The sequence below is a fragment of the Sphingobium bisphenolivorans genome (assembly GCF_000412635.1).
Taxonomy (GTDB): Bacteria; Pseudomonadota; Alphaproteobacteria; order Sphingomonadales; family Sphingomonadaceae; genus Sphingobium; species Sphingobium bisphenolivorans.
This window is the reverse complement of record NZ_ASTG01000006.1, coordinates 203180-229432: the sequence shown is the minus strand read 5'-3', so window position 1 is coordinate 229432 and position 26253 is coordinate 203180. Positions and strand designations below refer to the sequence as shown.

Here is a 26253-nt window from a genome sequence, read left to right as displayed (position 1 = left end):
TTACACCATGCGATGGGACGCGGCCGAGTGACCTCCTGGGAAGGAGCGAGCCCGCGAATCTTCGTTGGGTGACGATAATGCTGACTCCAGTTTCTCATGTGAGTGCGATCAAGCCCCAGATTGCGAAAGTGCGGAAGGATTTACGCAACCTCGCCGCGCGGCTTCGGCGGAAGGACGCTCGGGCTGATAATCTCCGAATGTTCGGCGCGTTCGAGAGTGACTGGTATTATCCCCATCATGTTCCGCGCTTGAGTGGCTACAAACGCCGCCAGCTTGAAGATATTGGCTTCGACTACACAGGCTCGGAGGTCTGGTTCCCTCATCTGCATGTGCTCATCGATCTTGGCGGAGCCAGTGAATATCGCTTCCGTGAACTCCTAGAACGGAAGTGGCCCGGCTACCGCCGAGTGGATTTCAAGACCCTCGACGCCAGCAAAACGCTCACTCAGAATGTGCAGAATCTGATGGGCTACACGCTGAAGTGCAAACATCGCTATGACATCGATCCATTCCGAAGTGAAACAGCATCAACTGTTCGCTGGCCTGCTGATGTCGTGGAAAAATATCATGTCCACCTCCAGGAGAATGGTGGATTTGCCATGTTGCGGTTTCACCTTCGCCCCACGAAATCAGACAAAACTTTCGCTGAGCATGAACCGGATTATATCGACGACTACATGCCTGTCGTGATATAAATAAGCCATAACTTGTATTTTATATATTATTAACTAGAGAGCCATGAGATTCTACGAGATATTAGCTGAACACTATGTCGAGCCGAGCCCGGAGCGTCTCGCGCTCTTGCCGATAATATACGGCGACCTGGTGTGGGAGAAGCAGGTCGAGGAACTGGAAGCGCTGAGGCTTGCCAATGAGCGCCAGCGCGCCGAGATCGCCCAGATCAGAGCGGAGACAGAGACAGCCATGGACCCTTTGGCGGATGAACTGATCCGCGCAAAAATTGACAAGATGCGGGCCGATGCACTCGCAATGAGAGCGAAGTCATGACGCGGCCCACCTGGCTCGCCTCGCCAATCGCTCGGCCGCCGCTGCCCCACCCTGTTCATATTCAACATGTGTGGACCGATAAGGGTTCGCACATCATTCGGCTGGCGATGCGCGGCTGGTGTGCAGAGCATTGTCGCAGCGCGTGGCAACTCGGTGAATCGTCGCGATCCCGCGCCCGATTTTGCATCGAATTCGCCGACCAAGCTGAAGCCACGCTCTTCAAACTTCGATGGAGTTAGCCGACAATAGTGACCTGCATCACAGCCGTTCCCCATTGGAGAGCGGCAAGCTCCTTTGCCTCCAGAATATTGCGGGCCGACAGTCGGACCCGGCTGATCCCCGCTCGGCTCTTGAGCATCACCGTGAAGATGGTCATCCGGCACAATAGCGCTTGATCGTTGCGGTCGAGAGCTTGAACTCAGCCGCAGTCGCCGCGATGCTGGCGTCGTGCGCTGTCCGCCAGGCCTTCACAGCCGCCGCGTCTGCCGCCATCGGACGGCCCAACGAAACCTTCCCCCTGTGCGTGCGCCCGGTCGCAGCGAGACTGGCACGCGCAGCGCTTCGCCCGGCTTCGGTGCGTTCACGGATACGGTTTCGTTCCATGTCCGCGACCTGGGCCAGCACCGCGAGGATCAGTTCCCCTACCCCCCGACTGATTTGACCCAAGCCGTGGACCTCGACCGTCACACCCCGCTCAAGGAGGTTTCGAACGGTGGCCTGCACATCAAGTGCATCACGCCCAAGGCGGTCCACCGCATACACGCAGAGCGTATCGCCTTCACGGATGTAATTGAGCAGATCGGAAAAACCTGGTCGCTTGGAAGCTGGGATGGCCCCAGACACTCCATGATCGCTGAATTCCTTATCGAAGCGATCTCCGAAAGCGGCGCGTTGCGCTTCTACAGATTGGTCCGCTGTTGAAACTCTTAGATACAAAATCCGGCTCATACCCGCCTCGTCAGATCAAAAGACACGCTCACATTATGATCTAGCTCAAATATGTCAAGATATATCTTATGAGCCAACCTAAACCGCCTGTTGATCGGTGGCTCATAAGCGACAAGTTCTGCGCCCGTTGAACATATCCTGGAGGTGGGCGAGTCTGACCGGAAAAACGACCGATAGGGCGGTCGGCCGTCACGAGAACAAGAAGGGCACAAAAGTAGCTTGAACCGGCGAGTCCCGTCACCTACTCAGGGGTGCTGGGCCAGATCGCGCGCCATAGGGGTATCAATGAGCAGCTTTATCTCGATTTTCTCTGGCGCTGGCGGCCTCGATCTGGGGCTGGAGCAAGCTGGCTGGGACTGCTTGTTCGCCACCGATCATGACCCCGCTGCCATTGCCACACTGGAAGCAAATCGAGGCCACCGAATAGGGCAGGGTCGAAAAGCCCTTCATAGCACCATCATTGAGCAGCATGATGTGCGGGACTTGGATGGCGCTGCGCTGTTGGCGAAGTTGGGCTTGCGCCGGGGCGAACTGCCGCTGCTGGCAGGCGGTCCCCCCTGTCAATCGTGGAGTAGTGGCGGCCTTCAAAAGGGCTTCTCTGACCCTCGTGGTAAGCTGGTGGATGAATATCTGCGGCTCGCCCAGCAAATCGACGCCCGCTGGCTGCTATTCGAGAATGTGCGCGGCCTGCTCACTGCGAGAGGACACGATGGAGTTCCTGGAAGCGCGCTTGCTTATGTCCGATCGGCGCTATTCGAACGCGGTTGGCTCTCCAAAGTCGCGCTGCTGAACGCCGCCGATTATGGGATTCCCCAGCGGCGAGTGCGGCTGATCCTTATAGGCCACCGCCCTGGGGACGAACCTGACATGCCAGCGCCTACCCACTCTCAGAAGGGTGAGGGTAGGCTGCCAGCGTGGGTGACTCTTGAGCAATGCCTACAACGCGTCCCTCCGCCCAGCGTCGAGGAAACTATTCGTCCAACCGGCAAAATGGCGCTAGAACTCGCTGATCTGCCCCCAGGCACGGGCGCGAAAAGCCCTGGCAAGAAGGAGTCCACGCGCCCCGGCGGGCACTGGGGGTATAAACAAGGGGCTTTCATCGCAGACTTGCTCAAACCGGCGCGCACAGTGACCGCCAGTTCTCAACAGGACTGGGTCCGTGATCCGGCTTTAGGGCTTCGTCGCCTCTGTCCTCGGGAATGCGCGGCAATCCAGTCGTTTCCCGCTGAATGGAGCATGGTTGGCAACCGGCAAACCCAGTATCGGCTGATCGGAAATGCTGTCCCCCCGAAGCTCGGCCTGGCTCTCGGGTTGGCGCTTGCTGCGGCGCTGAACCGGAATGTCGTCCGCCACAGTGCTGCGAACAAGGTTGACCTTGCTCCGCTACCTGACGCCCTGCAATCCGCCATCGTTTATACCATGAGGGAAGAACGGCGGAACGGTGCGTCCCGGCGTGCCACGAGCAGGCGTAAGGTTGAACCACAGCCACTGTCCTCAGTCGGCTAATGACGGCTTCTGCATTGAGGGCTTATCATCAAGCCCAGACTGATCTGGCGAAGCAGATATATGTCGCCGGGCTAACCTCGGCCCAGGCAGGCGACGATTGGCATGCGGCTCATGTCAGTGCGCGGAGGCAGGTCGTGGCCGCACTGAAAGCCACCGACTGCCTCCGCGACATTCCGAGTGCCTTACAAGCGACGGGAGCGCATCTGATGGTGCTCCGGCAGTTGATGGCTCCGCCCATCAGCCAAGACCAATTTGCGCTGCTGTGCGCCCAGTATCCTAAGCGTGCGGAGGTGATGGGAAGGCCTGTAACGCCGACCGCTGCGCAAGCCGTGGCGTCAGCCTTTCTTACCGGGCGCGACCGACGCCTGACACGCTGGCTGGATGCCAACCAAGCGCCTACAACATCGCAAATCCGAAATCTGCTACGGGCGGTCGTTCCGATGCTCAGCATGCAGATTGTTGCAACGCTTCGCCGGGGCCGAATGTCAATGGAACAGGAAGGCGCACTAGTCAGCTTGCTGGAACAACGAGGATGGACAAAGCAGGTGCGGGGCCTGATTTCCAACCTGACAGATGTCCAATTGAAGCACTTTTTGCACAAGACGCGATTCGCTACGACCACTCGCCCGCAGGAGGTGGACATTGCCTGCGGATTGCCAGGCACTGTCGTTCTGGCGATGGAATGCAAAGTGACGAACGATGAGACAAACTCCGTCAAGCGCGTCAACGATGTGCTGAAGAAGGCGGCAGCCTGGCAGGCCCACTGGGGATCGTTTGTTCGAACTGCCGCGCTCTTGCAAGGCGTGATCGCGTTCAAAGATGTGGAGCGTCTTTTGGAAGGAAAGGTCGAGGTGTTCTGGTCGCACGACCTCCATACATTCGAGGCCTGGCTAGATGCTCAGGGCTGCTAAAACTACACGAATGAGCGGCATGTGACGCCTTGTCCTTAGCCCACATGCAAGATACACATGGAGCCACACCCGGTGGCTGTGAACCGCAGTTTTCGGTGCGTCTGAAGAGGGGGGACACAATCCTCTTCTGGGCACCATTTTCCCACATCATCGTAACGCGTGCTGCGATCGTCCTTCGGCGACGGTCCGGCTGACGAGCCGTCACGGGCGATTTCCGCAGGCCAGTAGACAGAGGCGCGGTCCGACCCCATGTCCTGCGCGCGCAGGCCGTGGCATCTGCCCGGCAGGAATCGAGGACAGGGTTTGAACGACAACATCATCTATCTGGGCCTGCTTGCCGATGAGGAAATCGAACTGGACAGCGCGGCGCTGGCATTGAGCGCGTTGGATCATGAGGGGCTGGACGTCGAACCCTATCTCGACCGGCTCCGCATCATCAACGCTGCGGTCGATGCCGCGCGCGGCAGCGTCGATGAGGAGGCGTTGCGCTCCGGAGAGGCGCAGGGCGCCTTGCTCGCGCAGGTGATAAGCGGCGAATTCGGCTTCATGGGAGACAGCGAAAGCTACGACGCGCCGCTCAACGCCGACATGATCCGGGTGCTCGACCGGCGGCGCGGACTGCCTGTCAGCCTTTCGATCCTCTATGTCGCGGTCGCGCGGCGGATGGGCTGGACCGCGCATGCGCTCAACACGCCCAGCCATGTCCTCGTCAGCATCGGACCGGAGGATTCGCCGGCGCTGATCGATCCCTTCCAGGGCGGGGCGCTGGTGCAGCCGGAACAGCTGATGACCCTGCTCGAGAGGGCGCTCGGGCCGGGTGCCTGGCCGCAGGAGGCGCATGTCGCGCCCATGTCCAATCGCATGACCCTGGTGCGGCTGCTGCTTAACCAGGCGAGCCGCGCGGAACAGGCGGGGGACCCGGCGCGCGCCTGCATCCTGTACGAGCGCATGACCGTGGTTGCGCCGGAACATGGGGCGGGCTGGTGGGAACTGGCGCGGCTCCAATTGGCCGAGGGCGAAGTGGATGCGGCACGCGCCAGCCTGAGCGCCATGCTGGAGATTACCCGCGACCCGGAACGGCGCGCCCAGATCGGCGCGGCGCTGACCCGGCTCGCGGGCTGATCTTCCGGGACCACGCTGCCCACTTCCTCTTCCTTCATGGCTTGCTTACCAATGCCGTTGTAACCACTGGTGCATGAGCAAGAGCGCCGATCCCTGTCCTCGATCCGCCGTCAGCCATGGTGTCGGCATCGCGGGACTGCTGGGACTCGGCGTCTGGACGCTGGTCGCCCGTCATTTTGGCATGAACGGACCCTATGCCGGGTTTACCGCGGTCGTCGCCTGTGGGCTGCCGATGATAGGTTGGTCGCTGCTGGTCGACAGGGTGCACCGAAATGCCTCGACAGGTATCGACTGGGATGCGCCCGCGCGCTCGGTCAGGGCAGTGCTCGACGTCAGCCTCGTCAAGATCGCGGGCCTGTGGGCGACATGGGCGGCGATCGCGATCTTCTATTGCGTGGCGCGCTGGTATTGGAGCGGCGACTATCGCTATTCGATGAACCTGTTTCTGGCGGCCGCGCCCTGGCTGCTGGTCGCGTCCATGCCCTATGTGATCTGGCTCGATCGGCGGCTGGTCGAGCCGAAAGACTCAACCTATGCCTTCGGTCAATGGGTGATCGGCGGCGCGGCCGGCGCGGCCGACAGGCGGGAAGTCGCCAACCATGCCCGAGCCTGGGCGGTAAAGGGCTTCTTCCTCGCCTTCATGGTGTCGATCGTGCCGGGCAATTTCGCCAGCGTCGTCGACTGGCGGATCAACGATGTCCTCCACAATCCGACGGCGATGGCAGGCTTCCTGATCGCGGTCATGTTCATGATCGACGTCTGCATGGCGACTGTCGGCTATGTGCTGACGTTGAAGCCGCTGGATTCGCACATCCGCACCGCCAATCCGCTGCTCGCCGGCTGGGTCGCGGCGCTGATCTGCTACCCGCCCTTCGTGCTCATGGGGAATGGCGGCCCGATCGACTATCATGCCGGCGGGGCCGAGTGGGACGTCTGGACGCAGGGCTATCCGGTGCTGCAATGGCTGCTGGGCGGATGGCTGGTACTGCTCACCGGCATCTATGCCTGGGCGACCGTGGCCTTCGGACTGCGTTTCTCGAACCTTACCCATCGCGGCATCCTGACCCACGGCCCCTATCGCTGGTCGCGGCACCCCGCCTATCTGTCGAAAAACCTCTTCTGGTGGTTTTCGGCGCTGCCCTTCCTCAGCGTCTCGGGCAGCCTGACCGACATGGTGCGCAACTGCGCGCTGCTGGGCGTCACCAACGCCGTCTATTATTGGCGCGCCAGGACGGAGGAAGCGCATCTCAGCGCCGATGCCGACTACCGCGCCTATAGCGAGTGGATGGAGCGGAACGGGATCGTGCCCCGCTTCTTCGGATGGGTTGCAGGGCGCAAGCCGCAGCCGGTGGTCCAGCCGGCTGAGTGAATAATGTGTGCTCCCTCCAATGCAGGAGCACGGGAATTCAAAAACTCTCCTCAGCGTAGATGCGGCTGAGATCGCCCTGCCATTCGCCATGATAACGGGCGAGCAGCCGCTCGGCATGGGTCTGCCCCGATGCGACGATCTCATCCAGCGGCGCGAGATAGCCGCTCTCATTGTCGCCCGCCGCATTGAGGCGCGCGCGGGCGGCAAGGCCTTGCCGTGCGATCGACAGGACTTCAGCCGCGATGTCGCCCAATTTGCGATTGCCCGGAAGCGGCGCGTTCAGCGCCAGTTTCGGCACGGAATCGCGTAGCGTCTGCCGCGCCTCCATGCTCCAGTCCTTGACCAGGTCCCAGGCGGCGTCGAGTGCGCCATCATCATAGAGCAGTCCGACCCAAAGCGCCGGGAGCGCGCAGATCTGGCTCCAGGGGCCGCCATCGGCACCCCGCATCTCCAGAAAGCTTTTCAGCCGCACTTCAGGGAAGGCCGTCGACAGATGGTCTTCCCAGTCCTTTTCCGTCGGCTTCTCGCCTGGCAGGACGGCCAGCTTGCCATTCAGAAAGTCGCGGAAACTGTGCCCGGCAGCGTCGATATAGCCGCCGTCGCGATAGACGAAATACATCGGCACATCGAGCGCATAGTCGGCATAGCGCTCATAGCCAAAGCCCTCTTCGAACACGAAAGGCAGCATGCCGGTGCGGTGCGGATCGGTGTCCGACCAGATATGGCTGCGGTAGGAAAGATAGCCGTTGGGCTTGCCTTCGGTGAAGGGCGAATTGGCGAACAGCGCCGTCGCCAGCGGCTGCAGGGCAAGGCTGACGCGGAACTTCTTCACCATGTCCGCCTCGCTGCCATAGTCGAGGTTGGTCTGGACCGTGCAGGTGCGCAGCATCATGTCGAGGCCCATCGACCCCACGCGCGGCATGTGGCGCAGCATGATGTCGTAGCGGCCCTTGGGCATGATCGGCAGTTCATCGCGCTTCTTGTCCGGCCACATGCCAAGGCCCAGAAAGCCGAGGCCCAGCATGTCGCCAACATATTTGACCTGCTCCAGATGCCGCGCCGTTTCCGCGCAGGTCTGGTGCAGATTTTCCAGCGGCGCGCCCGACAGTTCCAGCTGACCTGCCGGTTCTAGGCTGACGGTGCCGTCCGTACCGGACAGGGCGATGATATTGTCGCCCTCGAACACGGGATTCCAGCCATAGCGGGTGAGGCCGATCAGCAGCGTGTGAATGCCGCCCATCTCCTCATAGGAGGGCGCTCGATGGTCCTGCCGCTTGTAGACGAACTTCTCGTGCTCGGTGCCGATGCGCCACCGATCCTTGGGCTTTTCACCCTTTGAGAAGGCCGCAATCAGCTGCTCGCGGCTCTCGATAATGGGATCATTGCCCCCTGTGTCGGTTCTGGTGCTCATGCCCCGCCTTAATCTTTCCCCCCGGCGCGTCAAATGCACAACGCGCCGCGTTCAAATAGGCTGCACCCGCGGCGGCTTCAATCCGGTTGCGGAAGAAAACCTGGCTAACGCCAATCGCCGTTGATCGCCATCCATGCGGTCGTCGCCGCGATGGCGGCGGTTTCGGCGCGCAGGATGCGGGGGCCGAGCGACACCGGCACGGCCTTGGCCACCGCGCGGATCGCTTCCCGCTCGACCGGGTCGAAGCCGCCTTCGGGCCCGATCAGGAAGGCCGCCGGGCCAGGATGGTCCTTCAGCGTCTCGGCGAGCGACGCGCCGCCCGTCTCGTCGGCGAAGAACAGCCAGCGCTCATCGGGCCAATCCTTCAGCAGCGCGTCCAGCTTCACCATGCCCGTCAGCTCCGGCAGCGCGGTGCGCCCGCATTGCTCGGCGGCCTCGACCAGATGGGCATGCAGCCTGTCGAGGTTGAGCTTGTCCACCACGGCGCGGCGGGTCAGCACCGGCTGCAGCCTCGCGACGCCCAGTTCGCATGCCTTTTCGGCGATCAGGTCGATGCGGCCTTTCTTGATGGGCGCGCAGCAGAGCCAGAAGTCGGGAACATCCTCCGGCGCTTTGGTCCGGCTGAGGACCTCCAGCACCAGATCGCGCTTGCGGATGTCGCGCACCTTGGCCGCCCATTCGCCCGACCGGCCGTCGAACAGCAGCACGATATCGTCCGGCTTCACCCGCATGACGCTGATGAGATAATGGGCTGGATTGCCATCGACGGGCACGGCGACGCCCTCTTCAAGCGGCGTTTCGACATGAAGCCGGGGCGCGCTTTGCGGCGGCCATGCGGGGGTTGCGGTCATTTCGTCTCCTGGCTTGTCCGGCGGTCGTTCTTCCCTAAAGAGGAGGAAAGGGCTTCGACAAGCCAGCCTGAACGGAGTCGCGGTGAATCATACGATAGTTCCCGACAGTGAAGCGCGCGGGCTGGTCGCGCGCCTGCCCGACACGCCGCGCGCGCTGGCCTTGCTGGCGCGGTTCGACCGGCCGATCGGCTGGTGGCTGCTGTTCTGGCCGGGGGCATGGGCGGTAGCATTGGCGGGCGGCACAGGCGGGCGTTGGCCGCTGATCCTGTGGCTGCTGCTGGGCAGCATCGTCATGCGGGGCGCCGGCTGCGTCTTCAACGATGTCGTCGATCGCGATCTCGACCGGCAGGTCGCGCGGACGGCCTCGCGCCCGCTGGCGAGCGGAGCGATATCGCTCAAAACCGCCTGGATATGGCTGGTGTCGCTCTGTCTCGTGGGCTTGGTGGTGCTGCTGCAATTGCGGCTTTATGCGCAGGTCGTGGCGCTGGCGTCGCTGGCGCTGGTCGCCGCCTATCCCTTCATGAAGCGGATCACCGGATGGCCGCAGCTTTGGCTGGGGCTGGTCTTTTCCTGGGCCGCGCTGGTCGGCTGGAGCGAGGTCATGGGCACGCTCAGTTTGCCGGGGCTGCTGCTCTATGGCGGCTGCATCTTCTGGGTCGTCGGCTACGATACCATCTACGCCTTGCAGGACCGGGAGGATGATGCGCTGATCGGCATCGGATCGAGCGCCCTGTCGATGGGCCGGCACGTGCGCGCCGGCGTGACGCTCTGCTATCTGGCGGCGCTGCTGCTCTGGGCGGGCGCGCTCTGGCAGGTGCGCCCGCAGGCTTTGGCGCTGCTCGCGCTGCTGCCAATGGCGGCGCATCTGTCGTGGCAGGTGGCGACGCTCAGGCAGGACGGCGCCGATCCGCTGCTCAAATTCCGGTCCAATCGCTTTGCGGGGTTATTGATGTTTCTTGCCTGTCTGGTCGTGGGGAACGCATGAGCGCACCGGTCCCGGGGGAGGATTGCTGGCGGATCGCGCGCGCGGCGCAGGCCAGCGTGATCGTCGATGCGGACGCCTATTTCCGTCACGCGCGGGCGGCGATGCTGAAGGCGAAGCGACGCATCATGCTGATCGGCTGGGACTTCGACGCCGCCATCAGCCTGATCCGTGAGGATGAGGCGGATGACGGCGCGCCGGTGATCATCGGCGATTTCATCAGCTGGCTGGTGGAGCAGAAGCCGGAGCTCGACATCTATCTGCTGCGCTGGGACGTGGGCGCGATGAAGTCGATGGTGCGGCCGTCCAACCTGTTCACGACGGTCAAATGGATGGCCCATTCGCGCATTCATGTGAAGCTGGACAGCCATCATCCGACGGCTGCCTCGCATCATCAGAAGATCGTCGTGATCGACGACTGCTTCGCCTTTTGCGGCGGCATCGACATGACCGGGGACCGTTGGGACACGCGGCATCATCGCGATGAGGACCCCGGGCGCAAGCATCCCGACGGGTCGCCCTATGGGCCATGGCACGATGCGACCACGGCCTTGCAGGGCGATGTCGCGATGGCGCTCGGCGATCATGCGCGGGCGCGGTGGAAGGGCGCGGGCGCCGATCCGCTGGAGCCGATCTGGGGCGAGCATGACTGCTGGCCCGACGCGCTGCCGGTGCAGTTCCGCGACGTCGATGTCGCCATCGCCCGCTCCGCGCCGGAGATGGAGGATCAGCAACCGCTGATCGAGATCGAGCGGCTCTACCTCAACCAGATCGCCTCGGCCAAGCGGACCATCTATGCCGAGAGCCAATATTTCGCCTCCCGCCGCATCGCCGAAGCCATCGCGAAGAGGCTCGGCGAGGAAGACGGGCCGGAGATCGTCATCGTCAATCCGGAACGTGCCGACGGCTGGCTGGAACAGCAGGCGATGGACACCGCCCGCGCGCGGCTAGTGGAGGCGCTGCGGGCGCTGGACACGCATGGGCGGCTGCGCATCTATCACCCCTTCACCACCCGCGGCGAAGCGATCTATGTTCACGCCAAGATATTGATCGTGGACGACCGCGTCCTGCGGGTGGGCTCCTCCAACATGAACAACCGCTCGATGCGGCTCGATACCGAATGCGACGTGACGATCGACGCGGCGCTCCCGGCCAATGCGGGGCGGGAGGCCGCTATCCTTGCCATACGCGACGAGCTGATCGCCGAGCATCTCGACCTGCCTGTCGAGCGGGTGTCGGCGGTGATCGCCGAAGACGGCATGATCGCCGCGATCGAGCGGCTGCGCGACAAGCCGGGACGGACGCTGCGGCCCTATGTCACGCCCGACATCAACGACGTGCAGGCATGGCTGGCGGAAAATGAGGTGCTTGATCCCGAAGGTCCGGCCGAGATGTTCGAGCCGGTGACCGAGCGGGGCTTGTTCCGCCGGATGCGGGGGCGGCCGGGGCGCAGCTGAGCCGCATGGAGTGACGTTCACTCCGCCGCCAGCAGTTCCTCCGCCCCGCCCAGATTGACCGACACCAGCCGGCTCACGCCGCGCTCCACCATGGTCACGCCGAACAGCCGGTGCATGCGCGCCATCGTCACCGCATTATGGCTGACGATCAGATAGCGTGTATTGGTCTGCGCCACCATGGCGTCCAGCAGGTCGCAGAAGCGCTCCACATTCGCGTCGTCCAGCGGCGCATCGACCTCGTCCAGCACGCAGATCGGCGCGGGGTTGGTGAGGAATAGCCCGAAGATCAGCGCCACGGCGGTCAGCGCCTGCTCGCCGCCGGAGAGCAGCGTCAGCGCCGACAGCTTCTTGCCCGGCGGCTGCGCCATGATCTCAAGCCCCGCCTCCAGCGGATCGTCGCTGTCGATCAGTTCCAGATGCGCCTGCCCGCCGTTGAACAATGTGGTGAACAGACGGCGGAAATGGCCGTCCACCGCCTCGAACGCGGCGAGCAGGCGCTGTCGGCCTTCCCGGTTCAGGCTGCCGATCGACCCGCGCAGCCGGTTGATCGCCTGGGACAGTTCCTCGCTCTCCGCGCGGCTGTTCGCCTGCGTGGTTTCCAGCTCCTCCAGTTCCTGCGCGGCGACCAGGTTGACCGGCCCGATCCGCTCCCGCTCCGCAACGAGCCGGTCATGCTCGGCCTGCTCGGTCTGCGCGGTGCGGATGTCGGCGCTGGCAAAGCCCAGCTTCTCCGGCAGCACCGGGGGCGGGCATTCGAACCGCTCGCCTGAAAGCCGGTTGGTTTCGACCCGCTTCTCGTCGGCGGCCTCGGCGCGGGCGGCGGCGGTCGCGCGCGTCTCACGGCATTGGGCGAGCGCTTCACCCGCCTCGGCCGCACGCTGTTCGGCGGTGCGGAGCGCGGCTTCGGCCTCGAACTCCTCGCGCCGCGCGGTGTCGGCGGCCTGCGTCAGCATGTCGCCCTGTTCGCTCAGCGTCGCAACCGCGCCGGCCAACAGGTCCGGCTGGTCCGCGATCGCCGCGCGCTCGGCGGCGATGGCCTCGCCCCGCTCGACCATGGCGGCGATGCGCTTGGCCGCTTCGCCTGCGCGCGCGCGCCAGCCTTTGGCCTCTGCATCGGCGGCGGCCATGCGCTCGCGGTCGCTCGACAGCGCGCGGTCGGCCAGAGCCTGATCGGCCTGAAGCTGGCTCACCGCCAGCCGCGCCCGTTCACTCGCCTGCTGCAGCGTGGTGACGAAAGCGCGGGTTTCCTTGCCATCCGGCACGGCGGCGCGCCCTGTCTGCGCGCGCTCATGCTCGGCCTGCGCCACATGAAGGTCCGCCCGCGCCTCCTGCAGCCGTTCCTCGATCGCCTCGCGCCGGCCGCTCAGCCGGTCGAGCGCGGTGGCAGCTTCGTCGGCGGCGCGCAGGGCCGCGCGCAGCCGCTGGTCAGCGCCGGAAAGCTGCGCGCGCCCGGCACCGAGCGTCTCCGCCGCAGCCTGTTCGCGGCCCGCCGCATCGTCCTGCCCGGCGCGCGCGCTGTCCACCTCCGACGCTGCCGCAGGGCGGGCGGCGGCGATCGCTTCCAACCGGTTGAGGCGGATCAGACGTTCCGCGGCTGCCGCCCCGCCTTCGACCGCGACATAGCCGTCCCAGCGGCGCAGATGGCCGCCCGGCGTCACGAGGCGCTGCCCCACGGCAAGCGGCTGCCCCTCATCCTCTTGCGCCACAGCGATTTGCGCCAGGCGGCGGGCAAGTTCCGGCGGCGCCGTGACATGGGTCGCCAGCGCCACACAACCAGCGGGCAAGGCAGGATCGCCGTCGAGCGCCTCGGCGCCCGCCCAGCGGCGCTTGCCCTCCTCTGCGATCGGCGCCTCCAGATCATCTCCCAGCGCGGCGGCGAGCGCGCGCTCATAGCCGGGGGCAGCCTTCAGCCGATCGAGCGCGCGGCTGTTGCCCGCGCCGCTCTCCACCGCCCGCTTTAGCGCGGCGGCCTCGCTGTCGAGGGCCGCAAGAGCCGCGCGGGCGGCGGCGAGGGCTGCCTCTGCGCCCGCGCGATCCTCGGCGGCGGCGGCGCGATCCGTCTCTGCCGCACCGATCGCCGCCTCGGCGGCGTCGCGATCGGCGCTCGCCTGCTGCTGGACGGCAAGGGCTTCGGCGCGCCTGGCATTGAGCGGCGCGGCATCTGGCAGGGCTGCCGCTTCCGCTTCAAGGCGCTCTGTCTCTCGCCGGGCACGCTCAAGCCGGCTGCGCGCGGCGGTGAGTGCCGCCTCTGCCACGCGCAGTTCGGCCTGTTCCCCGGCCTGCTTCGCCATCGCCTTGGCAAGGTCCAGTTCGGCGTCCCGCGCCGCATCTTCGGCGCGGGCGATACGGCCGGCGAAATCGGGCCGCATCGCTTCGGTTTCGGCAATCCGCGCCTTCAGCGCGGCGATCTCGCCCGTCAGGCGCGCGATCGCCTGCGCCGCGTCGTTGGCAAGCGTCCCTTCGCGCTCTCGATCCTCTTCCAGCCGCGCCGCCTGCTGGGCGAGGTCGTGCAGGCGGCGAACGACGCCGTCGCGCTCCGTGCGCAACGCCGCAAGCTTATGACCCGCCTCGCTGGCGGCATCCCGTGCTGCCTGCGCCGCGCTCCGCTGGGTGGCGAGCGCTTCGACGGCGGCATTGGCGTGAACGGCGGCGGCAGCCTGCGCCTCCTGCGCGGCAACCACCGCGCCTTCCGCCTGCTTCGCCTCCGCTCGCGCCGCGTCGGCGCTTGCGGCCGCCTCCCGCCAGCGGGCGAAAATCACGCGTCCTTCGCCGATGCGGATCTGCTCGGACAGGCGGATATAGCGTTCCGCCGCCTTGGCCTGCCGGCGCAGGCTGTTGGCGCGCGCGTCCATTTCGGACAGAATCTCGTCCAGCCGCATCAGGTTGGCTTCCGCCGCGCGCAGCTTCTGCTCGGCATCCTTGCGGCGGACGTGGAGCCCGGAAATGCCCGCCGCTTCCTCCAGCATCGCGCGCCGTTCCTGCGGCCGCGCGGCGATCACGGCGGCGATGCGCCCCTGGCTCACCAGCGCCGGGCTATGCGGCCCGGTGGCGGCGTCGGCGAAGATCAGCGCGACATCCTTGGCGCGCACGTCGCGGCCATTGGCGCGATAGGCACTGCCCGCGCCCCGTTCAATGCGGCGGGTGACTTCCAGCTCGCCGTCGGCGGCGACCTCCACCGCGTTGAACAATTCCCCCTGTTCCTGCACCGTCAGCAGCGACACTTCGGCGAAGTCGCGTTGCGGGCGCGTGGATGTGCCCGCGAAGATCACATCCTCCATGCCGCCGCCGCGCATCGACTTGGCGCTGGATTCGCCCATGACCCAGCGGATCGCTTCCAGAAGGTTGGACTTGCCGCAGCCGTTCGGCCCGACAATGCCGGTCAGGCCCGGCTCGATCCGCAGCTCCGTCTGATCGACGAAGCTTTTGAAGCCGGAAAGCTTGAGGCGCTTTATCTGCATGGCGCCAGAGCCGGGCAGCGCGAAGCCGCCCCGCCTTCAGGGCCGAGCTGGATCGACGATGTCAGCCCCCCTTGGTCCAATCAGATCCCCGCTTCCTTGAGCTTGGGCTTCAGCGCCGACCATGCGGCGGCATTCTCGACCTTGACGCCGTTCAGGATGAAGGTCGGCGTGCCGTCGATCTTATACTGGTTGCTGGCTTCCTGGACATTCTTGGCCAGCTTTTCGGCCGAAGCCGTGTCTGCCAGGCACTGTTTCGCCTGATCCTCGGCAATGCCGCGCTGCTTGGCGAAATCGACCAGGCCCACCGCCGAGGCCAGTTGGCCGAAGCGCTGCTGCGGCGGAGCGCTCATCAACTGCTGGTAACGCGCTTCGCCCAGGCTCTGCGCCTTTTCGAACATCGCGTTCTGGTTGGCGAAAAACTGCTCGGACAGCGGGAAGAACACGTCCTTGCCGCCGCAACGGGCGAGCAGCGCGGTCGCGATGTCGATCGGGTCGCGCACGAAGGGACGATATTCGTAGCTCAGCTTGCCGGTATCGACCATCTGCTTGATTTCTTCCGACGCTTCGGCGGCGAAATCGCGGCAATGGCTGCAGGTGTAGGATCCATATTCGACCAGCTTCACCTTGGCATTGGGATTGCCCATGACGAACTGTCCCTCGGGCGTGGCGGAGAAGGTGGTCGACCAGTTGGTGCCGGCGGGTGCGGGAACCGCCGCCACCGGCTCGGCGGCTGCCGTGCTGTTGCTTTCGCCCTTGCCGCAGCCGGCAAGGGTCAGGGAAACGGCGATCAGGGCAAGTCCGGTCAGGCTTTTCACGTTGGTACAAGCTCCGCTATTCGGGCGTGGTCGAAAGGGGGTTTAGATCAGTGCGCGGTGTCGGGCAATGCGGCCTGAAGACGCGTCCAGTCCGACCCGTTCACCATGGTGCCGTTGATCGTGAAGGCGGGCGTGCCGCCGATCTTCACCTTGTTCCACGCCTCGTCGGTCATCGCCAGCACCTGTTTGGTCGACGCCGGGTCGTTGATGCAGGCGTCGAGCTGCGCCGGGGTGAAGCCGCGCTTGCCCATCAGCGCATAGAGGCCGGTCTTCTGCCCGATGTCGCGCAGCGCTGCCTTTTGCTCGGTCGGCTTGTCGGACGTGCCGTCATAAGCCTCGACCTTCTCGATCCAGGCGCTCTGGTTGGCGAACAGCGCCTCATGATTGCCGAAGAAGCGCCTGTGGCCGCCGCAACGCGCCAGCAGCGCGGCGGTCAGGTCATATTTGTCGCGCACGGCGTTGCGCACCTCGACGCTGACCTTGCCGCCCTTCACATAATTGGCCTTCAGCGGTGCGCTCGCCTCGCCCACGAAATGGGCGCAGTGGGAACAGGTGTAGCTCACATATTCGACCAGCTTGGTCGGCGCCGCCGGATTGCCGAGGATATGGCCGCCGATCGGCGAGCGCGCGACCTGCGCCACCCAGTTGGCGGCGGGCGCGGCGATCGCCATGGCGGGAATAGCGAGAAGGGTGGCCAGAAGCAGTCGGATGGATGTCATGCAACGATCCTGAAACGGAAGGATTTTCAGCCGATCTTGGGCAAGCCGCTGGAATTGGCAAGCCCCTGCGCGAGGGATTCAAGGACGGTGCGCAATTCCGGGTCGCCAATGTCGCGCAGGGAATCGCCCAACTCCACCGGAATGGGCTTCAGGTTGCGCGGTGGCGCGCGGCGGTCCGGCGGGGCGGCGCTGACCATGCCCTGCTTCATCGCCACCTTGGCGACGGCGGCATAGCCGAAGAAGCGGTTCACCCGGTCGATAATGTCGGGCAGCACATGTTGGATCATCGGCGCATGGCCGCTCATCACCGTCAGCTGCAGCGTGCCGCCCGCCTTCTTTCCCGCCGGGAAGCGGATCGATTCGGGTTCGCTGATGCCGGCATAATGCGGTCCGACGATCTCCGCCCAGCGGGTGACGATGCTCGACTGGACGAAGCCGAACTTGCGGAAGGCAGCCGCGCCGATTGTGGGCATGAGGTCGGCGATCTGGCGCGGGCCGCCGACGCGGGGCCGTTCCTCCCGCTCCGCCTTGCGGTTTTTCAATTTGGGAGTCGCGGGGCGTTCCGTCATGGCGCGCTTAATGGCATAGGGCCGGCATGCACGTCGAGGGATCAACAAGGAAAATCGCGCAAGACCTGCTCGCTCATTATGACCGCCACGCGCGCAGGCTGCCGTGGCGCGCGCCGCCGGGCGCCAACGCCGCCGATCCCTACCGTGTTTGGCTGTCCGAGGTGATGTTGCAGCAGACGACCGTGGCGGCGGTCGGACCCTATTTCGCCAAATTCACCGACCGCTGGCCGACCGTCGAGGCGCTGGCGGCGGCTGAGGACGCCGATGTCATGGCCGCCTGGGCCGGCCTTGGCTATTATGCCCGCGCCCGCAACCTGCTCGCCTGTGCCCGCGCCGTCGCTGCCGATCATGGCGGCATCTTCCCCGATACGGAGGAGGGGCTGCGCGCCCTGCCGGGCGTCGGCGCCTATACGGCCGCAGCCGTGGCGGCGATCGCCTTCGGTCGGCGGGCGGTGGTGGTCGACGCCAATGTCGAGCGGGTGGTGGCGCGGCTCTTCGCCATCGATACGCCGCTGCCTGCCGGTCGGACGGCGATCCGCGCGGCGACCGACGCCATCACGCCCGACCTGCGGGCCGGCGATTTCGCGCAGGCGATGATGGATCTGGGCGCGACCATCTGTACGGCGCGGAGCCCGGCTTGCGGCATATGCCCGCTGCGCCCCGACTGCGCGGCGTTCCTGGCCGCAGATCCGGCCGCTTTCCCGGTCAAGGCGGCGAAGAAGGCCAAGCCGCGCCGGCAGGGCCATGGCTGGTGGATCGAGCGGCCCGACGGGCATGTCTGGCTGGTGCGGCGGCCGGACAAGGGCATGCTGGGCGGCATGCGCGCGCTGCCGTCGTCGGATTGGAGCGACGCCCCCGACGCCACGCCGCCGCTTGCCGCGCGCTGGTTTCGCGCGGAGCCACCGGTCGCCCATGTCTTCACGCATTTTTCGCTCGCACTCTCGGTGCATCATGCCCATGTCGGGCCTGACGTCACCCCGCCCGGCGCGGGCGAGTGGTGGCCGATAGCCAGGATCGGGGAGGCGGGCCTGCCGACCCTGTTCGCGCGCGCGGCGGAAGTGGTGGCGCAGGCAAAGAAGGAGATGATGCACAATGCACGGCAGTAACGTCCCTGGATCGCAGCCGCTCGGTTTTGCCGGGGGAACGCTGGACCGGGTGGACCCGATCCGCACCAACCCGGCTCTGCTGGCGGAAGCCTTCGCGTCGCCGCTCGCCCGCCAGCTGGTGCTGGAGGGACTTGACGCCGTAGTGGGTGACGGCCGCGTCGTGCTGGAGCCGCTCCCTTCCGACGCCTGGATCGAACATTATGTCCTGCTGGGCGTCGATGCGGAGCAGCGGCCGATCTTCGCGGAACTGCTGGCCGATGCGCCTGACAATGTTTTCCCCTCCCCGCGCAGCCGGTCGCTGACGAGCCAGGTGCCGGCCGATCAGGTGGCGCTCTACGGCACCGCGCGCAGCCTGCTGTCCTGGCACGTCCGGCACCGTTTCTGCTCGGTCTGCGGCCAGCGAACCGAGCCGGCCAAGGCGGGCTGGTCGCGCAACTGTCCCGCCTGCAAGGCGGAGCATTTCCCCCGCGTCGATCCGGTCGTCATCATGCTGGCCGAGCATCGGGGGCGCGTCCTGCTCGGCCGTCAGCATAGCTGGGACGCCCGCCGCTATTCGGCGCTGGCCGGCTTCGTCGAGCCGGGTGAGACGATCGAGGAAGCGGTCGTGCGCGAAATCAAGGAAGAGGCCGGCGTCGCCGTCCACTCGGTCCGCTATGTCATGAGCCAGCCCTGGCCCTTCCCCTCGTCGCTGATGCTGGCCTGTACCGCGCAATCCGATGACGACGCGCTGACGATCGATGAGGCGGAAATAGAGCATGCCTTCTGGTGCGATGCGGCGGGCGTCCGCGCCGCGCTGGCCGAGGAGCCGGACGCGCCCTTTGTCGCGCCGCCGCCGATGGCGGTCGCCTGGCATCTGCTGAAGCACTGGCTGGACGGGCAGGTTGCCTGAGCCTGGCCAAGCGCGTAAGGCCGCAGCCTTGTCCCGCCCCGCTTCAGGATATCGTTCGACATGCTCAGCCTAGAAGACGCCCAGTCACGCGCGCAGGATCTTGTGAACGCCGCGCGCAGGGCCGGGGCTGACGCGGCGGACGCCATCTATGCCGCCAATGCCTCGACCAATGTGTCGGTACGGCTCGGCGCGCTGGAGGATGTCGAGCGGTCGGAGGGCGAGGAGATCGGCCTGCGCGTCTTCGTCGGCCGGCGTTCGGCCAGCATCTCCGCTTCGGACATGAATCCGGCCACGCTGAACACGCTGATCGAGCGCGCCATTGCGATGGCCGGGCAAGCGCCGGAGGACCCCTTTGCCGGCCTCGCGCCGGAGGATCGGCTGCTGCGGGGCGCGCTTCCGGCGCTCGACCTGGTCGATGCGTTCGAGCCGGAGCCGGCGCAACTGCGCGAACGCGCGCGCGCCGCGGAGGAGGCGGCGCGCGGCGTCGACGGCGTCACGAACAGCGAAGGCGGCGGCGCGGCGACGGGCCACAGCCAGGTCGCGCTCGCCACCAGCCACGGCTTCGCCGGCGCCTATGGGGGAACGACCCACTCCACCTGGGCCAGCGTGCTCGCCGGCACCGGCAGCGATATGCAGCGCGATCATTCCAGCCACAGCGTGCGCCATATCGCTGATCTGGAAGACCCCGAAACGGTCGGAACCCGCGCCGGCGAGCGTGCGGTCGCGCGGCTCAACCCGGTCAAGGTCGAAAGCGGCGTCATGCCCATCCTCTTCGATCCGCGCATCGGCCCCAGCCTTCTCGGCCACCTGATCGGCGGCATGATGGGGCCGGCCATCGCGCGCCGGTCGAGCTTCCTGCTGGAATCGCTGGGCGAGGCGCTGTTCGACGCGAATATCACCATCATCGACGATCCGTTGCGCGCGCGCGGCCTGCGCTCCCGTCCCTTCGACGGAGAGGGCCTTCCCGTGGCGCGCCGCGCGCTGATCGAGCGGGGCGTGCTGACCGGCTGGCTGATGGATAGCGCCTCGGCCCGGCAACTGGGGCTGGAACCGACCGGCCATGCCAGCCGCGGCGGCAGCGGCGCGCCGGGCGTCGGCATTACCAACGTCCATATGGAGCCCGGCAGCCTGACTTCCGCTGAACTGATGGCGGACGTGAAGCGCGGCCTGTACCTCACCGAACTGATCGGCATGGGCGTCAATGGCGTGACCGGCGACTATAGCCGCGGCGCGGCGGGCTTCCTGATCGAGGACGGCGCGGTGACGCGGCCGGTGTCGGAAATCACCATCGCCAGCAATTTGAAGGCGATGTTCCGCGCGCTTGTGCCCGCCAACGACCTTGAGTTCCGCTATGGCATGAACGTGCCGACCCTCCGCGTCGATGGGATGACCGTTGCCGGCGGTTGAGATCGATCTGCGCCGGCTAGTCGGGGCCGTGTCCGACGCGGCGGACCGTGCCCTCACCCTGTGGGCGGGCGGCCAGACGCAGGTGCGCCAGTGGGAGAAAATGCCCGGCCATCCTGTCTGCGAGGCCGACCTCGAGCTGGATGGGATGCTGCGCGAAAGCCTCTACGGAATCGATCCCTCGGCCGGCTGGCTGTCGGAGGAAACCGCCGATACCGTCCATCGTCTCGACCTGCACCGCGTCTGGGTGGTCGATCCGATCGACGGCACGCGCGACTATCTGCGCGGCAAGCCCGGCTGGGCGGTGTCGGTCGCCCTGGTGGAGCATGGCGCGGTGCGGATCGGCATTCTCGCCGCGCCCGCGCGCAACGAATTGTGGATCGCAGAAGCCGGGGCAGGCGCGACCCGCAACGGCCGCGCGCTTCGGGCGGGGGCGCGCATGGACCTCCCGGGCGCACGGGTGCCGGCCGACCAGCTGCCCCGCCATGACCGCGACCTCACCGTAGTCCACAAGCCCAACAGCATCGCGCTGCGCATGGCGATGGTGGCGGCGGATGAGGCCGATCTGGTGGCGACGGTGCGCTGGGGCAATGAATGGGATGTCGCCGCCGCCGCGCTCATCGCGCAGGAAGCGGGCGCGATCGTCACCGATGCGCTGGGCGATCCCTTGTCCTTCAACCGGCCGGAGCCGACCGCCTTCGGTCTGCTCTGCGCGGCGCCCGGCATCCACGCGGCGGCGGCCGACCGCCTGGGCCCCCGCGCCCGCGAACTGTTGGGGCAGGGCTGAGCCGCTTCACTGCGCGGTACAGCGGCGCACGGTTGCTGCCGGCAGAACCTGTTCGAGCCTTTGCCGCACGACATCGGCCCATATGTGATAGTCCGCCGGGTTCATATGCACGCCTTCAGGCTGATAATTGCCATCCAGCCTGCCGCCCTTCAGCAGCGGCGTGGTGACGTCGGCGAAATAGGTGAGCGGCATCTGCGCGGACAGCCGACGTGCCGCCTCGCTGCATAATCGCTGCGCCTCCAGATTGGCGCTGCTCCCCGCCTGACGCTCAGATTTTGCCGTATTTGGCCTCGAAGCCCGCCAGATCGCCCGCCGCGAGATATTTGGCCTGATCGATCCACTGGTCGCGCACCGGGCGGCCTTTGAAATTGCCGAGCCTCGCGTCGATCGCCGCGACGTCGGCATCGCTCCAGTTCGCGATCTGGGCATAACGGGTGACACCCAACTCGATCAGCAGGGCATTGAGCTTGGGACCCACGCCCTTGAGCTTCAGCAAGTCGTCGTGAGCGCCCACATCGCTGCTGGTGACGGCGGGCGAGGCGGGGATCGCCTCAGCCACAGGGACGGCAGGAGCGGCCGCGACCGGCTCCGGCGCGACGAAGGGGGCGGCGGCAGGCGACACCGGCTCGGGAGCTGGCGGCGCGACAGGGGGTGCGGAGCGCTTCACCTCAAGGGGAGCGCTCGGCTCCACCGGCTTCTTGCGGCCCGAAAGCAGGAACACGACGCCGATGATGACCAGCAGCGCGATCAGCAGCCACAGGCCATAATCCATGAAAAATTCCTGCATCCCTCTCATCCCTCCCTGTCTGACCTGCCTCTAATAAGGATGCTCGGACGTGCGGGGCAAGCCTTTCAGCCGTTAGCCTCTTCCCGCGCGACCTCGCGCCAGCCGATATCGCGGCGGCAGAAGCCGGTTTTGAAGTCGATCGCGTCCACCGCCTGATAGGCGGCCTGCTGCGCTGCCTTGACCGTTTCGCCCGTGGCCGTGACGTTGAGCACGCGGCCGCCATTGGCGACGATCGCGCCCTCCTTTTCCGCCGTGCCCGCGTGGAAGACACGCGCCCCGGTCGCTTCCGCCGCATCGATACCGCGAATGGCGCCGCCCTTTTCGGGCGTGGCGGGATAGCCCTTCGCCGCCATGACGATGGTAAGCGCGGTGCGGTCCGCCAGCTCGACCGGTCCCTCGTCGGCCAGCCTCTCCTGCGCCACCGCGAGCAGCAGCGCCGCCAGGTCGCCGTCGAAGCGCATCATCAGCACCTGGCATTCAGGATCGCCGAACCGCGCATTATATTCGATCAGCTTGGGCCCCTCGGCGGTCAGCATCAGCCCCGCATAGAGCACGCCGCTATAGGGTGTTCCTTCGGCAGCGAGCGTATCCACCGTCGGACGGATGATCTTCTCGATCACCTCCGCTTCCAGTTCGGACGTCAGCACGCGGGCAGGGCTGTAGGCGCCCATGCCGCCGGTATTGGGGCCGGTATCGCCATCGCCGACGCGCTTATGATCCTGCGCCGATCCGAAGGGCAGGATGGCGCTGCCGTCGGTCAGCGCGAAGAAGCTCGCCTCCTCGCCGACCATGAATTCCTCCAGCACCACTTGCGCGCCGGCCGCGCCGAAGCTGCCCGAGAACATGTCCTCGATCGCCTCGACCGCCTTTTCGCGAGTTTCCGCGATGATGACGCCCTTGCCTGCGGCCAAGCCATCGGCCTTGATCACCACGGGCAGCGCGAAATCGTCGAGCGCGGCGATGGCGCCGTCCTTGCTGGTGACGCGCTCATAGGCGGCGGTGGGGATGTTTGCGCGCTTGCAGAGGTCCTTGGTGAAGCCCTTGGAGCCTTCGAGCTGCGCCGCCTTCTTGCCTGGGCCGAATACGGGAAAGCCCTTGACGCGCAGATTGTCGGCAAGCCCGTCGACAAGCGGCGCTTCCGGCCCGATCACCACCAGCCCGATGCTGTGGCGCAGGCAGAAATCGACGACCGCGCGATGATCCGTGGCATCAAGGTCGACCAGCGTCGCATGCTGGGCTATGCCGGGGTTGCCGGGCGCCGCATAAAGCGTCGTGAGAGCGGGCGATTGCGCCAGCTTCCACGCCAGAGCATGTTCGCGGCCGCCGCTGCCCAACAGAAGGATGTTCATTTCGCCCATGTCCCCGGAATATGAAGCTGGTTTTGATGTGTCGGGGCGCCTGTTAGCCGAGGATCGGGCCGGCGACAACGCGCCGCCGCTCTCGGTGAGCGAATTGTCGGCCGTGCTGAAGCGCACGGTCGAGGACCGGTTCGGCCATGTCCGCCTGCGTGGGGAAATCTCCGGCTTCAAGCGGGCGGGGTCGGGGCATATCTACCTCTGCCTCAAGGACGACAATGCCGTCATCGACGGCGTGATGTGGAAGGGCGGGGCGGCTCGCCTGCCGTTCGCGCCGCAGGACGGGGTGGAGGTGATCGCCACCGGCAAGCTCACCACTTACCCCGGCCGTTCCAAATATCAGATCGTGATCGATCGGATGGAGCTGGCGGGCGAAGGCGCGCTGATGGCGCTGCTTGAAAAGCTCAAGGCCAAGCTGGCGGGGGAGGGGCTGTTCGATCGCGACCGCAAGCGCCGCCTGCCCTTCATGCCGCGCGTCATCGGCGTCGTCACGTCGCCCACCGGCGCGGTGATCCGCGATATTCTCCATCGCCTGGAGGATCGCTGCCCCACGCAGGTGCTGCTCTGGCCCGTGCTGGTGCAGGGGCAGGGCGCCGCCGAACAGGTGGCACGGGCGGTGCGCGGCTTTTCCGCCATGCAGCCGGGCGGCCCCATACCTCGGCCCGATCTGGTGATTGTCGCGCGCGGCGGCGGCTCGATCGAGGATCTGTGGAGCTTCAACGAAGAGATTGTCGTCCGCGCGGTCGCCGAATGCTCGATCCCGATCATCTCGGCCGTGGGCCATGAAACCGACACGACGCTCTGCGACTATGCCGCCGACATGCGCGCGCCGACGCCCACCGCTGCGGCGGAAATGGCGGTGCCCGTGCGCGCCGAGCTGGCCGCGTTGCTGAAGGAACAAGGCCTGCGCATGGATCGCGCGGTGCGGCGCGGCGCCGCCCAGGCGCGCGAGCGGTTCGACATGCAGGTCCGGCTGCTTCCCTCGCCCGACACGCTGCTGGCGCCGCAGCGGCAGCGGCTCGACCAGCTCTCCGACAATCTCGTCGGCTGCCTGCGCCATCGCGTTGCCGACGCGCGCACGCATCTCAGCCAGGCGAGCGGCGCGCTGCGGCCCGCCTTGCTGCGCCAATATGTGAACCGCGCGAAGGAACGGGTCGAGCGCCTGCAACTGCGCCCCGACTATCTCGCCCGCGTCTATCGCGACCGGGCGACGGCGTTTGACCGCCTTGCGCGCCTGTTCCTCTCGGTCAATCCCGACCTGCCCTTGCAGCGCGGCTTCGCCCGGGTGATGGCCGCCGACCGGCTTATCCGGACGGTGGGCGATGCGCAGGCGGCCGGCGCCGTCAGCCTGCACTTCGCCGATGGCGCGGTGGGTGCGACGATCGAGGGCGGCTCCGTCCCCGCACCCCTTGAGAAGCCTTCGGCGGAGGTTATATCCAGTGCGCAGCGCGCGCCCCGAAAGGTGCGCGACCAGCAGCAGGGAAGCGGACAGCAGGACCTCTTCTCCTGATCCTGAAGCAGAAAGGCCCTTCCCACCCATGCTGATGTCCCATCGCGATCGCCCGGCCCGGCTTCACTATATGGCCTACAGCTTCCGCGTGCTGCAGGCGGGTGATCATGTCGTGTGCGCAGTCAGCGGCGAGAAAATCCCGCTCGACGATCTGCGCTACTGGAGCATCGCGCGGCAGGAGCCCTATGCCAGCGCCGAGATTTCCGCCAAGGCTGAACTGAAGGCGCGCGGCCTCCAGGCATGAGGCTCCTGTGCGCCGCAGCTGTGCTGGCGCTGGCCGGTGCGGCCATCGGCGCTTCAGCGCAGCGATCAGAACAATTTTACCTGTCGGGCGCCCCGGTCCAGGGCGGAGCGCTGAGCGGTACGGCGCCGGCTGGCGCAGTCGAGCTGCGGTTCGACGGGGAGCCTGTGCCCGTCGATCCGGACGGCCGCTTCCTCGTCGCCTTCGATCGCGACGCTGGTTCAGAGGCGCGCCTCACCGCCCGCCTGGCGGACGGACGTATTGTTGACCGCCCGCTCACCGTGGCGCCGCGCGCCTGGCGGATCGAGCGGGTGAACACGCCGATGCGGCCGGTGCGCGATAATCAGGCTTTCCTTGCCATTCGCCAGCCCGAACTGGCGCGCATCGCCGCCGCGCGGGCGCTAACCACCGACGCGAGCGGCTGGCGCCAGCGCTTCCTGTGGCCGCGCATCGGGCGGGTGTCGGGCCTGTTCGGATCGCAGCGAATCTATCAGGGGGAGCCCGGCGCCTATCATGGCGGCATCGACATCGCCGCCGCGACAGGTGATCCCGTCGTTGCCCCGGCCGACGGCGTCGTCACCCTGGCAGCCGACAAGCCTTTCACCCTGGAGGGAAATCTGCTGATGATCGACCATGGTCATGGCCTGGGCAGCGCCTTCCTGCATCTCTCCCGCATCGACGTGAAAGTGGGGCAGCATGTTGCGCAGGGCCAGCGGATCGGAGCAGTCGGCGCAACCGGCAGAGCGACCGGACCGCATCTGCACTGGGGTCTGCGCTGGAAGGAGGCGCGGATAGACCCGCTCCTGCTCGCCGGACCGATGCCCACTTCCTAATCTGTGTAACGCTCGCGGAACGAAATTTTGTCGCAGGCGTTGCCGTTCTGCGGAACGATAATTCCGCCACTAAATGCAACAGAATAACATTGTTGTTTGACGGCTGTTCAAGATCAGGATCGGCCATATGTGGCAAATTTACGACAGTATAATTCAAATCGAACCGGCGTCCGCGTCATTGCTTTACAGTCATAAAATGGCTGCGCAGATTGCCA

At 66.1% G+C, this 26253-nt stretch carries 26 protein-coding genes; 15 read left to right on the top strand and 11 right to left on the bottom strand.

All coding sequences use genetic code 11. The features are described from left to right. Positions 1 to 695: hypothetical protein (locus L858_RS0106745; RefSeq protein ID WP_238564932.1), on the top strand; the 695-nt coding region annotated here is incomplete at its 5' end. Positions 696 to 738: 43 nt separating this feature from the next. Then, positions 739 to 1008 (top strand): hypothetical protein, encoded by a 270-nt coding sequence (locus L858_RS0106740; protein WP_022682389.1) that lies wholly within the window; start codon positions 739 to 741, stop codon positions 1006 to 1008. A 235-nt stretch (positions 1009 to 1243) separates the two neighbouring features. Here the strand turns inward: L858_RS0106740 and L858_RS21940 are convergent, their stop codons facing one another. Together L858_RS21940 and L858_RS19810 are read right to left on the bottom strand one after the other, a co-directional pair. Next, positions 1244 to 1384 carry a hypothetical protein gene (locus tag L858_RS21940; protein ID WP_022682388.1) on the bottom strand — a complete coding sequence of 47 codons (141 nt, stop codon included), beginning with the start codon at positions 1382 to 1384 and terminating at the stop codon, positions 1244 to 1246. Beyond that, positions 1381 to 1956 carry a recombinase family protein gene (locus L858_RS19810; protein ID WP_037504419.1) on the bottom strand — a complete coding sequence of 192 codons (576 nt, stop codon included), beginning with the start codon at positions 1954 to 1956 and terminating at the stop codon, positions 1381 to 1383. Before L858_RS19810 ends, L858_RS21940 begins: the two co-directional genes overlap by 4 nt. A gap of 285 nt (positions 1957 to 2241) precedes the next feature. On the opposite strand from L858_RS19810, the gene L858_RS0106720 reads away from it, so the two are divergent. The 4 genes from L858_RS0106720 to L858_RS0106705 all read left to right on the top strand — a co-directional run bounded on the left by L858_RS0106720 (position 2242) and on the right by L858_RS0106705 (position 6864). After that, complete coding sequence (locus L858_RS0106720) at positions 2242 to 3462, top strand: DNA cytosine methyltransferase (RefSeq protein ID WP_022682385.1); 1221 nt, start codon at positions 2242 to 2244, stop codon at positions 3460 to 3462. A gap of 134 nt (positions 3463 to 3596) precedes the next feature. Next, positions 3597 to 4373 carry a XamI family restriction endonuclease gene (locus L858_RS0106715; protein WP_193742850.1) on the top strand — a complete coding sequence of 259 codons (777 nt, stop codon included), beginning with the start codon at positions 3597 to 3599 and terminating at the stop codon, positions 4371 to 4373. A gap of 303 nt (positions 4374 to 4676) precedes the next feature. Then, positions 4677 to 5495, top strand: coding sequence for a SirB1 family protein (locus tag L858_RS0106710; protein WP_022682383.1), 819 nt, complete (start codon positions 4677 to 4679; stop codon positions 5493 to 5495). Between the two features lie 73 nt (positions 5496 to 5568). Next, entirely contained in the window at positions 5569 to 6864 is a 1296-nt protein-coding gene (locus L858_RS0106705) for a methyltransferase family protein (protein ID WP_022682382.1), read from the top strand. A gap of 37 nt (positions 6865 to 6901) precedes the next feature. Here the strand turns inward: L858_RS0106705 and L858_RS0106700 are convergent, their stop codons facing one another. Together L858_RS0106700 and L858_RS0106695 are read right to left on the bottom strand one after the other, a co-directional pair. Next, positions 6902 to 8275 carry a glutamate--cysteine ligase gene (locus L858_RS0106700; protein WP_022682381.1) on the bottom strand — a complete coding sequence of 458 codons (1374 nt, stop codon included), beginning with the start codon at positions 8273 to 8275 and terminating at the stop codon, positions 6902 to 6904. 104 nt (positions 8276 to 8379) lie between these two features. Further along, entirely contained in the window at positions 8380 to 9126 is a 747-nt protein-coding gene (locus L858_RS0106695; protein WP_022682380.1) for a 16S rRNA (uracil(1498)-N(3))-methyltransferase, read from the bottom strand. An 82-nt stretch (positions 9127 to 9208) separates the two neighbouring features. Between L858_RS0106695 and ubiA the strand changes: the two genes are divergently transcribed. Further along, positions 9209 to 10111, top strand: a complete 903-nt coding sequence (gene ubiA, locus L858_RS0106690; protein ID WP_022682379.1) for a 4-hydroxybenzoate octaprenyltransferase — start codon at positions 9209 to 9211, stop codon at positions 10109 to 10111. Then, positions 10108 to 11565 carry a phospholipase D-like domain-containing protein gene (locus L858_RS0106685; protein ID WP_022682378.1) on the top strand — a complete coding sequence of 486 codons (1458 nt, stop codon included), beginning with the start codon at positions 10108 to 10110 and terminating at the stop codon, positions 11563 to 11565. Before ubiA ends, L858_RS0106685 begins: the two co-directional genes overlap by 4 nt. A 17-nt stretch (positions 11566 to 11582) precedes the next feature. Here L858_RS0106685 and smc read toward each other — a convergent pair whose 3' ends face one another. The 4 genes from smc to L858_RS0106665 all read right to left on the bottom strand — a co-directional run bounded on the left by smc (position 11583) and on the right by L858_RS0106665 (position 17126). Continuing rightward, complete coding sequence (smc, locus tag L858_RS0106680; RefSeq protein ID WP_022682377.1) at positions 11583 to 15023, bottom strand: chromosome segregation protein SMC; 3441 nt, start codon at positions 15021 to 15023, stop codon at positions 11583 to 11585. 80 nt (positions 15024 to 15103) lie between these two features. Then, the gene (locus L858_RS0106675) at positions 15104 to 15838 is read right to left on the bottom strand and encodes a thioredoxin domain-containing protein (RefSeq protein WP_022682376.1); all 735 of its coding nucleotides are present in this window, start codon (positions 15836 to 15838) and stop codon (positions 15104 to 15106) included. A gap of 47 nt (positions 15839 to 15885) precedes the next feature. After that, the gene (locus L858_RS0106670; RefSeq protein ID WP_022682375.1) at positions 15886 to 16557 is read right to left on the bottom strand and encodes a DsbA family protein; all 672 of its coding nucleotides are present in this window, start codon (positions 16555 to 16557) and stop codon (positions 15886 to 15888) included. A gap of 26 nt (positions 16558 to 16583) precedes the next feature. Further along, complete coding sequence (locus L858_RS0106665; protein ID WP_022682374.1) at positions 16584 to 17126, bottom strand: DUF721 domain-containing protein; 543 nt, start codon at positions 17124 to 17126, stop codon at positions 16584 to 16586. 26 nt (positions 17127 to 17152) lie between these two features. Between L858_RS0106665 and L858_RS0106660 the strand changes: the two genes are divergently transcribed. From L858_RS0106660 to L858_RS0106645, 4 genes are read left to right on the top strand one after another with little or no spacing between them, the layout of a single operon-like run. Next, positions 17153 to 18232, top strand: a complete 1080-nt coding sequence (locus L858_RS0106660) for an A/G-specific adenine glycosylase (protein ID WP_022682373.1) — start codon at positions 17153 to 17155, stop codon at positions 18230 to 18232. Continuing rightward, a complete protein-coding gene (gene nudC / locus L858_RS0106655) occupies positions 18219 to 19121 on the top strand; it encodes an NAD(+) diphosphatase (protein WP_022682372.1) in 903 nt (300 codons plus the stop codon). The genes L858_RS0106660 and nudC overlap by 14 nt, the downstream gene beginning before the upstream one ends. A 60-nt stretch (positions 19122 to 19181) precedes the next feature. Beyond that, positions 19182 to 20528 (top strand): TldD/PmbA family protein, encoded by a 1347-nt coding sequence (locus L858_RS0106650; RefSeq protein WP_022682371.1) that lies wholly within the window; start codon positions 19182 to 19184, stop codon positions 20526 to 20528. After that, complete coding sequence (locus L858_RS0106645) at positions 20515 to 21312, top strand: inositol monophosphatase family protein (protein ID WP_022682370.1); 798 nt, start codon at positions 20515 to 20517, stop codon at positions 21310 to 21312. Before L858_RS0106650 ends, L858_RS0106645 begins: the two co-directional genes overlap by 14 nt. A 6-nt stretch (positions 21313 to 21318) precedes the next feature. On the opposite strand, the gene L858_RS0106640 is transcribed toward L858_RS0106645, so the two are convergent. The 3 genes from L858_RS0106640 to purD all read right to left on the bottom strand — a co-directional run bounded on the left by L858_RS0106640 (position 21319) and on the right by purD (position 23448). After that, positions 21319 to 21504, bottom strand: coding sequence for an SGNH/GDSL hydrolase family protein (locus L858_RS0106640; RefSeq protein WP_022682369.1), 186 nt, complete (start codon positions 21502 to 21504; stop codon positions 21319 to 21321). A gap of 76 nt (positions 21505 to 21580) precedes the next feature. Next, on the bottom strand, positions 21581 to 22099 hold the full coding sequence (locus L858_RS0106635; protein WP_022682368.1) for a hypothetical protein: 519 nt from the start codon (positions 22097 to 22099) through the stop codon (positions 21581 to 21583). Between the two features lie 65 nt (positions 22100 to 22164). Then, the gene (gene purD, locus L858_RS0106630; protein WP_028055882.1) at positions 22165 to 23448 is read right to left on the bottom strand and encodes a phosphoribosylamine--glycine ligase; all 1284 of its coding nucleotides are present in this window, start codon (positions 23446 to 23448) and stop codon (positions 22165 to 22167) included. Positions 23449 to 23455: 7 nt separating this feature from the next. Here purD and xseA point away from each other — a divergent pair, with 7 nt between their 5' ends. The 3 genes from xseA to L858_RS0106615 are packed head-to-tail and all read left to right on the top strand — an operon-like array spanning position 23456 to position 26038. After that, entirely contained in the window at positions 23456 to 24964 is a 1509-nt protein-coding gene (xseA, locus tag L858_RS0106625; protein ID WP_022682366.1) for an exodeoxyribonuclease VII large subunit, read from the top strand. A gap of 28 nt (positions 24965 to 24992) precedes the next feature. Further along, positions 24993 to 25208 (top strand): DUF2093 domain-containing protein, encoded by a 216-nt coding sequence (locus L858_RS0106620; RefSeq protein ID WP_022682365.1) that lies wholly within the window; start codon positions 24993 to 24995, stop codon positions 25206 to 25208. Next, the gene (locus L858_RS0106615; protein ID WP_022682364.1) at positions 25205 to 26038 is read left to right on the top strand and encodes a M23 family metallopeptidase; all 834 of its coding nucleotides are present in this window, start codon (positions 25205 to 25207) and stop codon (positions 26036 to 26038) included. Before L858_RS0106620 ends, L858_RS0106615 begins: the two co-directional genes overlap by 4 nt. The last annotated feature ends 215 nt before the right edge of the window (positions 26039 to 26253 follow it).

What these genes read in the sequence shown, in the direction of transcription:
- L858_RS0106740 (WP_022682389.1), top strand. Translation starts at nt 739, where the DNA reads ATGAGATTCTACGAGATATTAGCTGAACACTATGTCGAGCCGAGCCCG.
- L858_RS21940 (WP_022682388.1), bottom strand. Translation starts at nt 1,384, where the DNA reads ATGACCATCTTCACGGTGATGCTCAAGAGCCGAGCGGGGATCAGCCGG.
- L858_RS19810 (WP_037504419.1), bottom strand. Translation starts at nt 1,956, where the DNA reads ATGAGCCGGATTTTGTATCTAAGAGTTTCAACAGCGGACCAATCTGTA.
- L858_RS0106720 (WP_022682385.1), top strand. Translation starts at nt 2,242, where the DNA reads ATGAGCAGCTTTATCTCGATTTTCTCTGGCGCTGGCGGCCTCGATCTG.
- L858_RS0106705 (WP_022682382.1), top strand. Translation starts at nt 5,569, where the DNA reads ATGAGCAAGAGCGCCGATCCCTGTCCTCGATCCGCCGTCAGCCATGGT.
- L858_RS0106700 (WP_022682381.1), bottom strand. Translation starts at nt 8,275, where the DNA reads ATGAGCACCAGAACCGACACAGGGGGCAATGATCCCATTATCGAGAGC.
- L858_RS0106695 (WP_022682380.1), bottom strand. Translation starts at nt 9,126, where the DNA reads ATGACCGCAACCCCCGCATGGCCGCCGCAAAGCGCGCCCCGGCTTCAT.
- L858_RS0106685 (WP_022682378.1), top strand. Translation starts at nt 10,108, where the DNA reads ATGAGCGCACCGGTCCCGGGGGAGGATTGCTGGCGGATCGCGCGCGCG.
- smc (WP_022682377.1), bottom strand. Translation starts at nt 15,023, where the DNA reads ATGCAGATAAAGCGCCTCAAGCTTTCCGGCTTCAAAAGCTTCGTCGAT.
- L858_RS0106670 (WP_022682375.1), bottom strand. Translation starts at nt 16,557, where the DNA reads ATGACATCCATCCGACTGCTTCTGGCCACCCTTCTCGCTATTCCCGCC.
- L858_RS0106665 (WP_022682374.1), bottom strand. Translation starts at nt 17,126, where the DNA reads ATGACGGAACGCCCCGCGACTCCCAAATTGAAAAACCGCAAGGCGGAG.
- L858_RS0106660 (WP_022682373.1), top strand. Translation starts at nt 17,153, where the DNA reads ATGCACGTCGAGGGATCAACAAGGAAAATCGCGCAAGACCTGCTCGCT.
- nudC (WP_022682372.1), top strand. Translation starts at nt 18,219, where the DNA reads ATGCACGGCAGTAACGTCCCTGGATCGCAGCCGCTCGGTTTTGCCGGG.
- L858_RS0106650 (WP_022682371.1), top strand. Translation starts at nt 19,182, where the DNA reads ATGCTCAGCCTAGAAGACGCCCAGTCACGCGCGCAGGATCTTGTGAAC.
- L858_RS0106640 (WP_022682369.1), bottom strand. Translation starts at nt 21,504, where the DNA reads ATGCCGCTCACCTATTTCGCCGACGTCACCACGCCGCTGCTGAAGGGC.
- L858_RS0106635 (WP_022682368.1), bottom strand. Translation starts at nt 22,099, where the DNA reads ATGCAGGAATTTTTCATGGATTATGGCCTGTGGCTGCTGATCGCGCTG.
- purD (WP_028055882.1), bottom strand. Translation starts at nt 23,448, where the DNA reads ATGAACATCCTTCTGTTGGGCAGCGGCGGCCGCGAACATGCTCTGGCG.
- xseA (WP_022682366.1), top strand. Translation starts at nt 23,456, where the DNA reads ATGTCCCCGGAATATGAAGCTGGTTTTGATGTGTCGGGGCGCCTGTTA.
- L858_RS0106620 (WP_022682365.1), top strand. Translation starts at nt 24,993, where the DNA reads ATGCTGATGTCCCATCGCGATCGCCCGGCCCGGCTTCACTATATGGCC.
- L858_RS0106615 (WP_022682364.1), top strand. Translation starts at nt 25,205, where the DNA reads ATGAGGCTCCTGTGCGCCGCAGCTGTGCTGGCGCTGGCCGGTGCGGCC.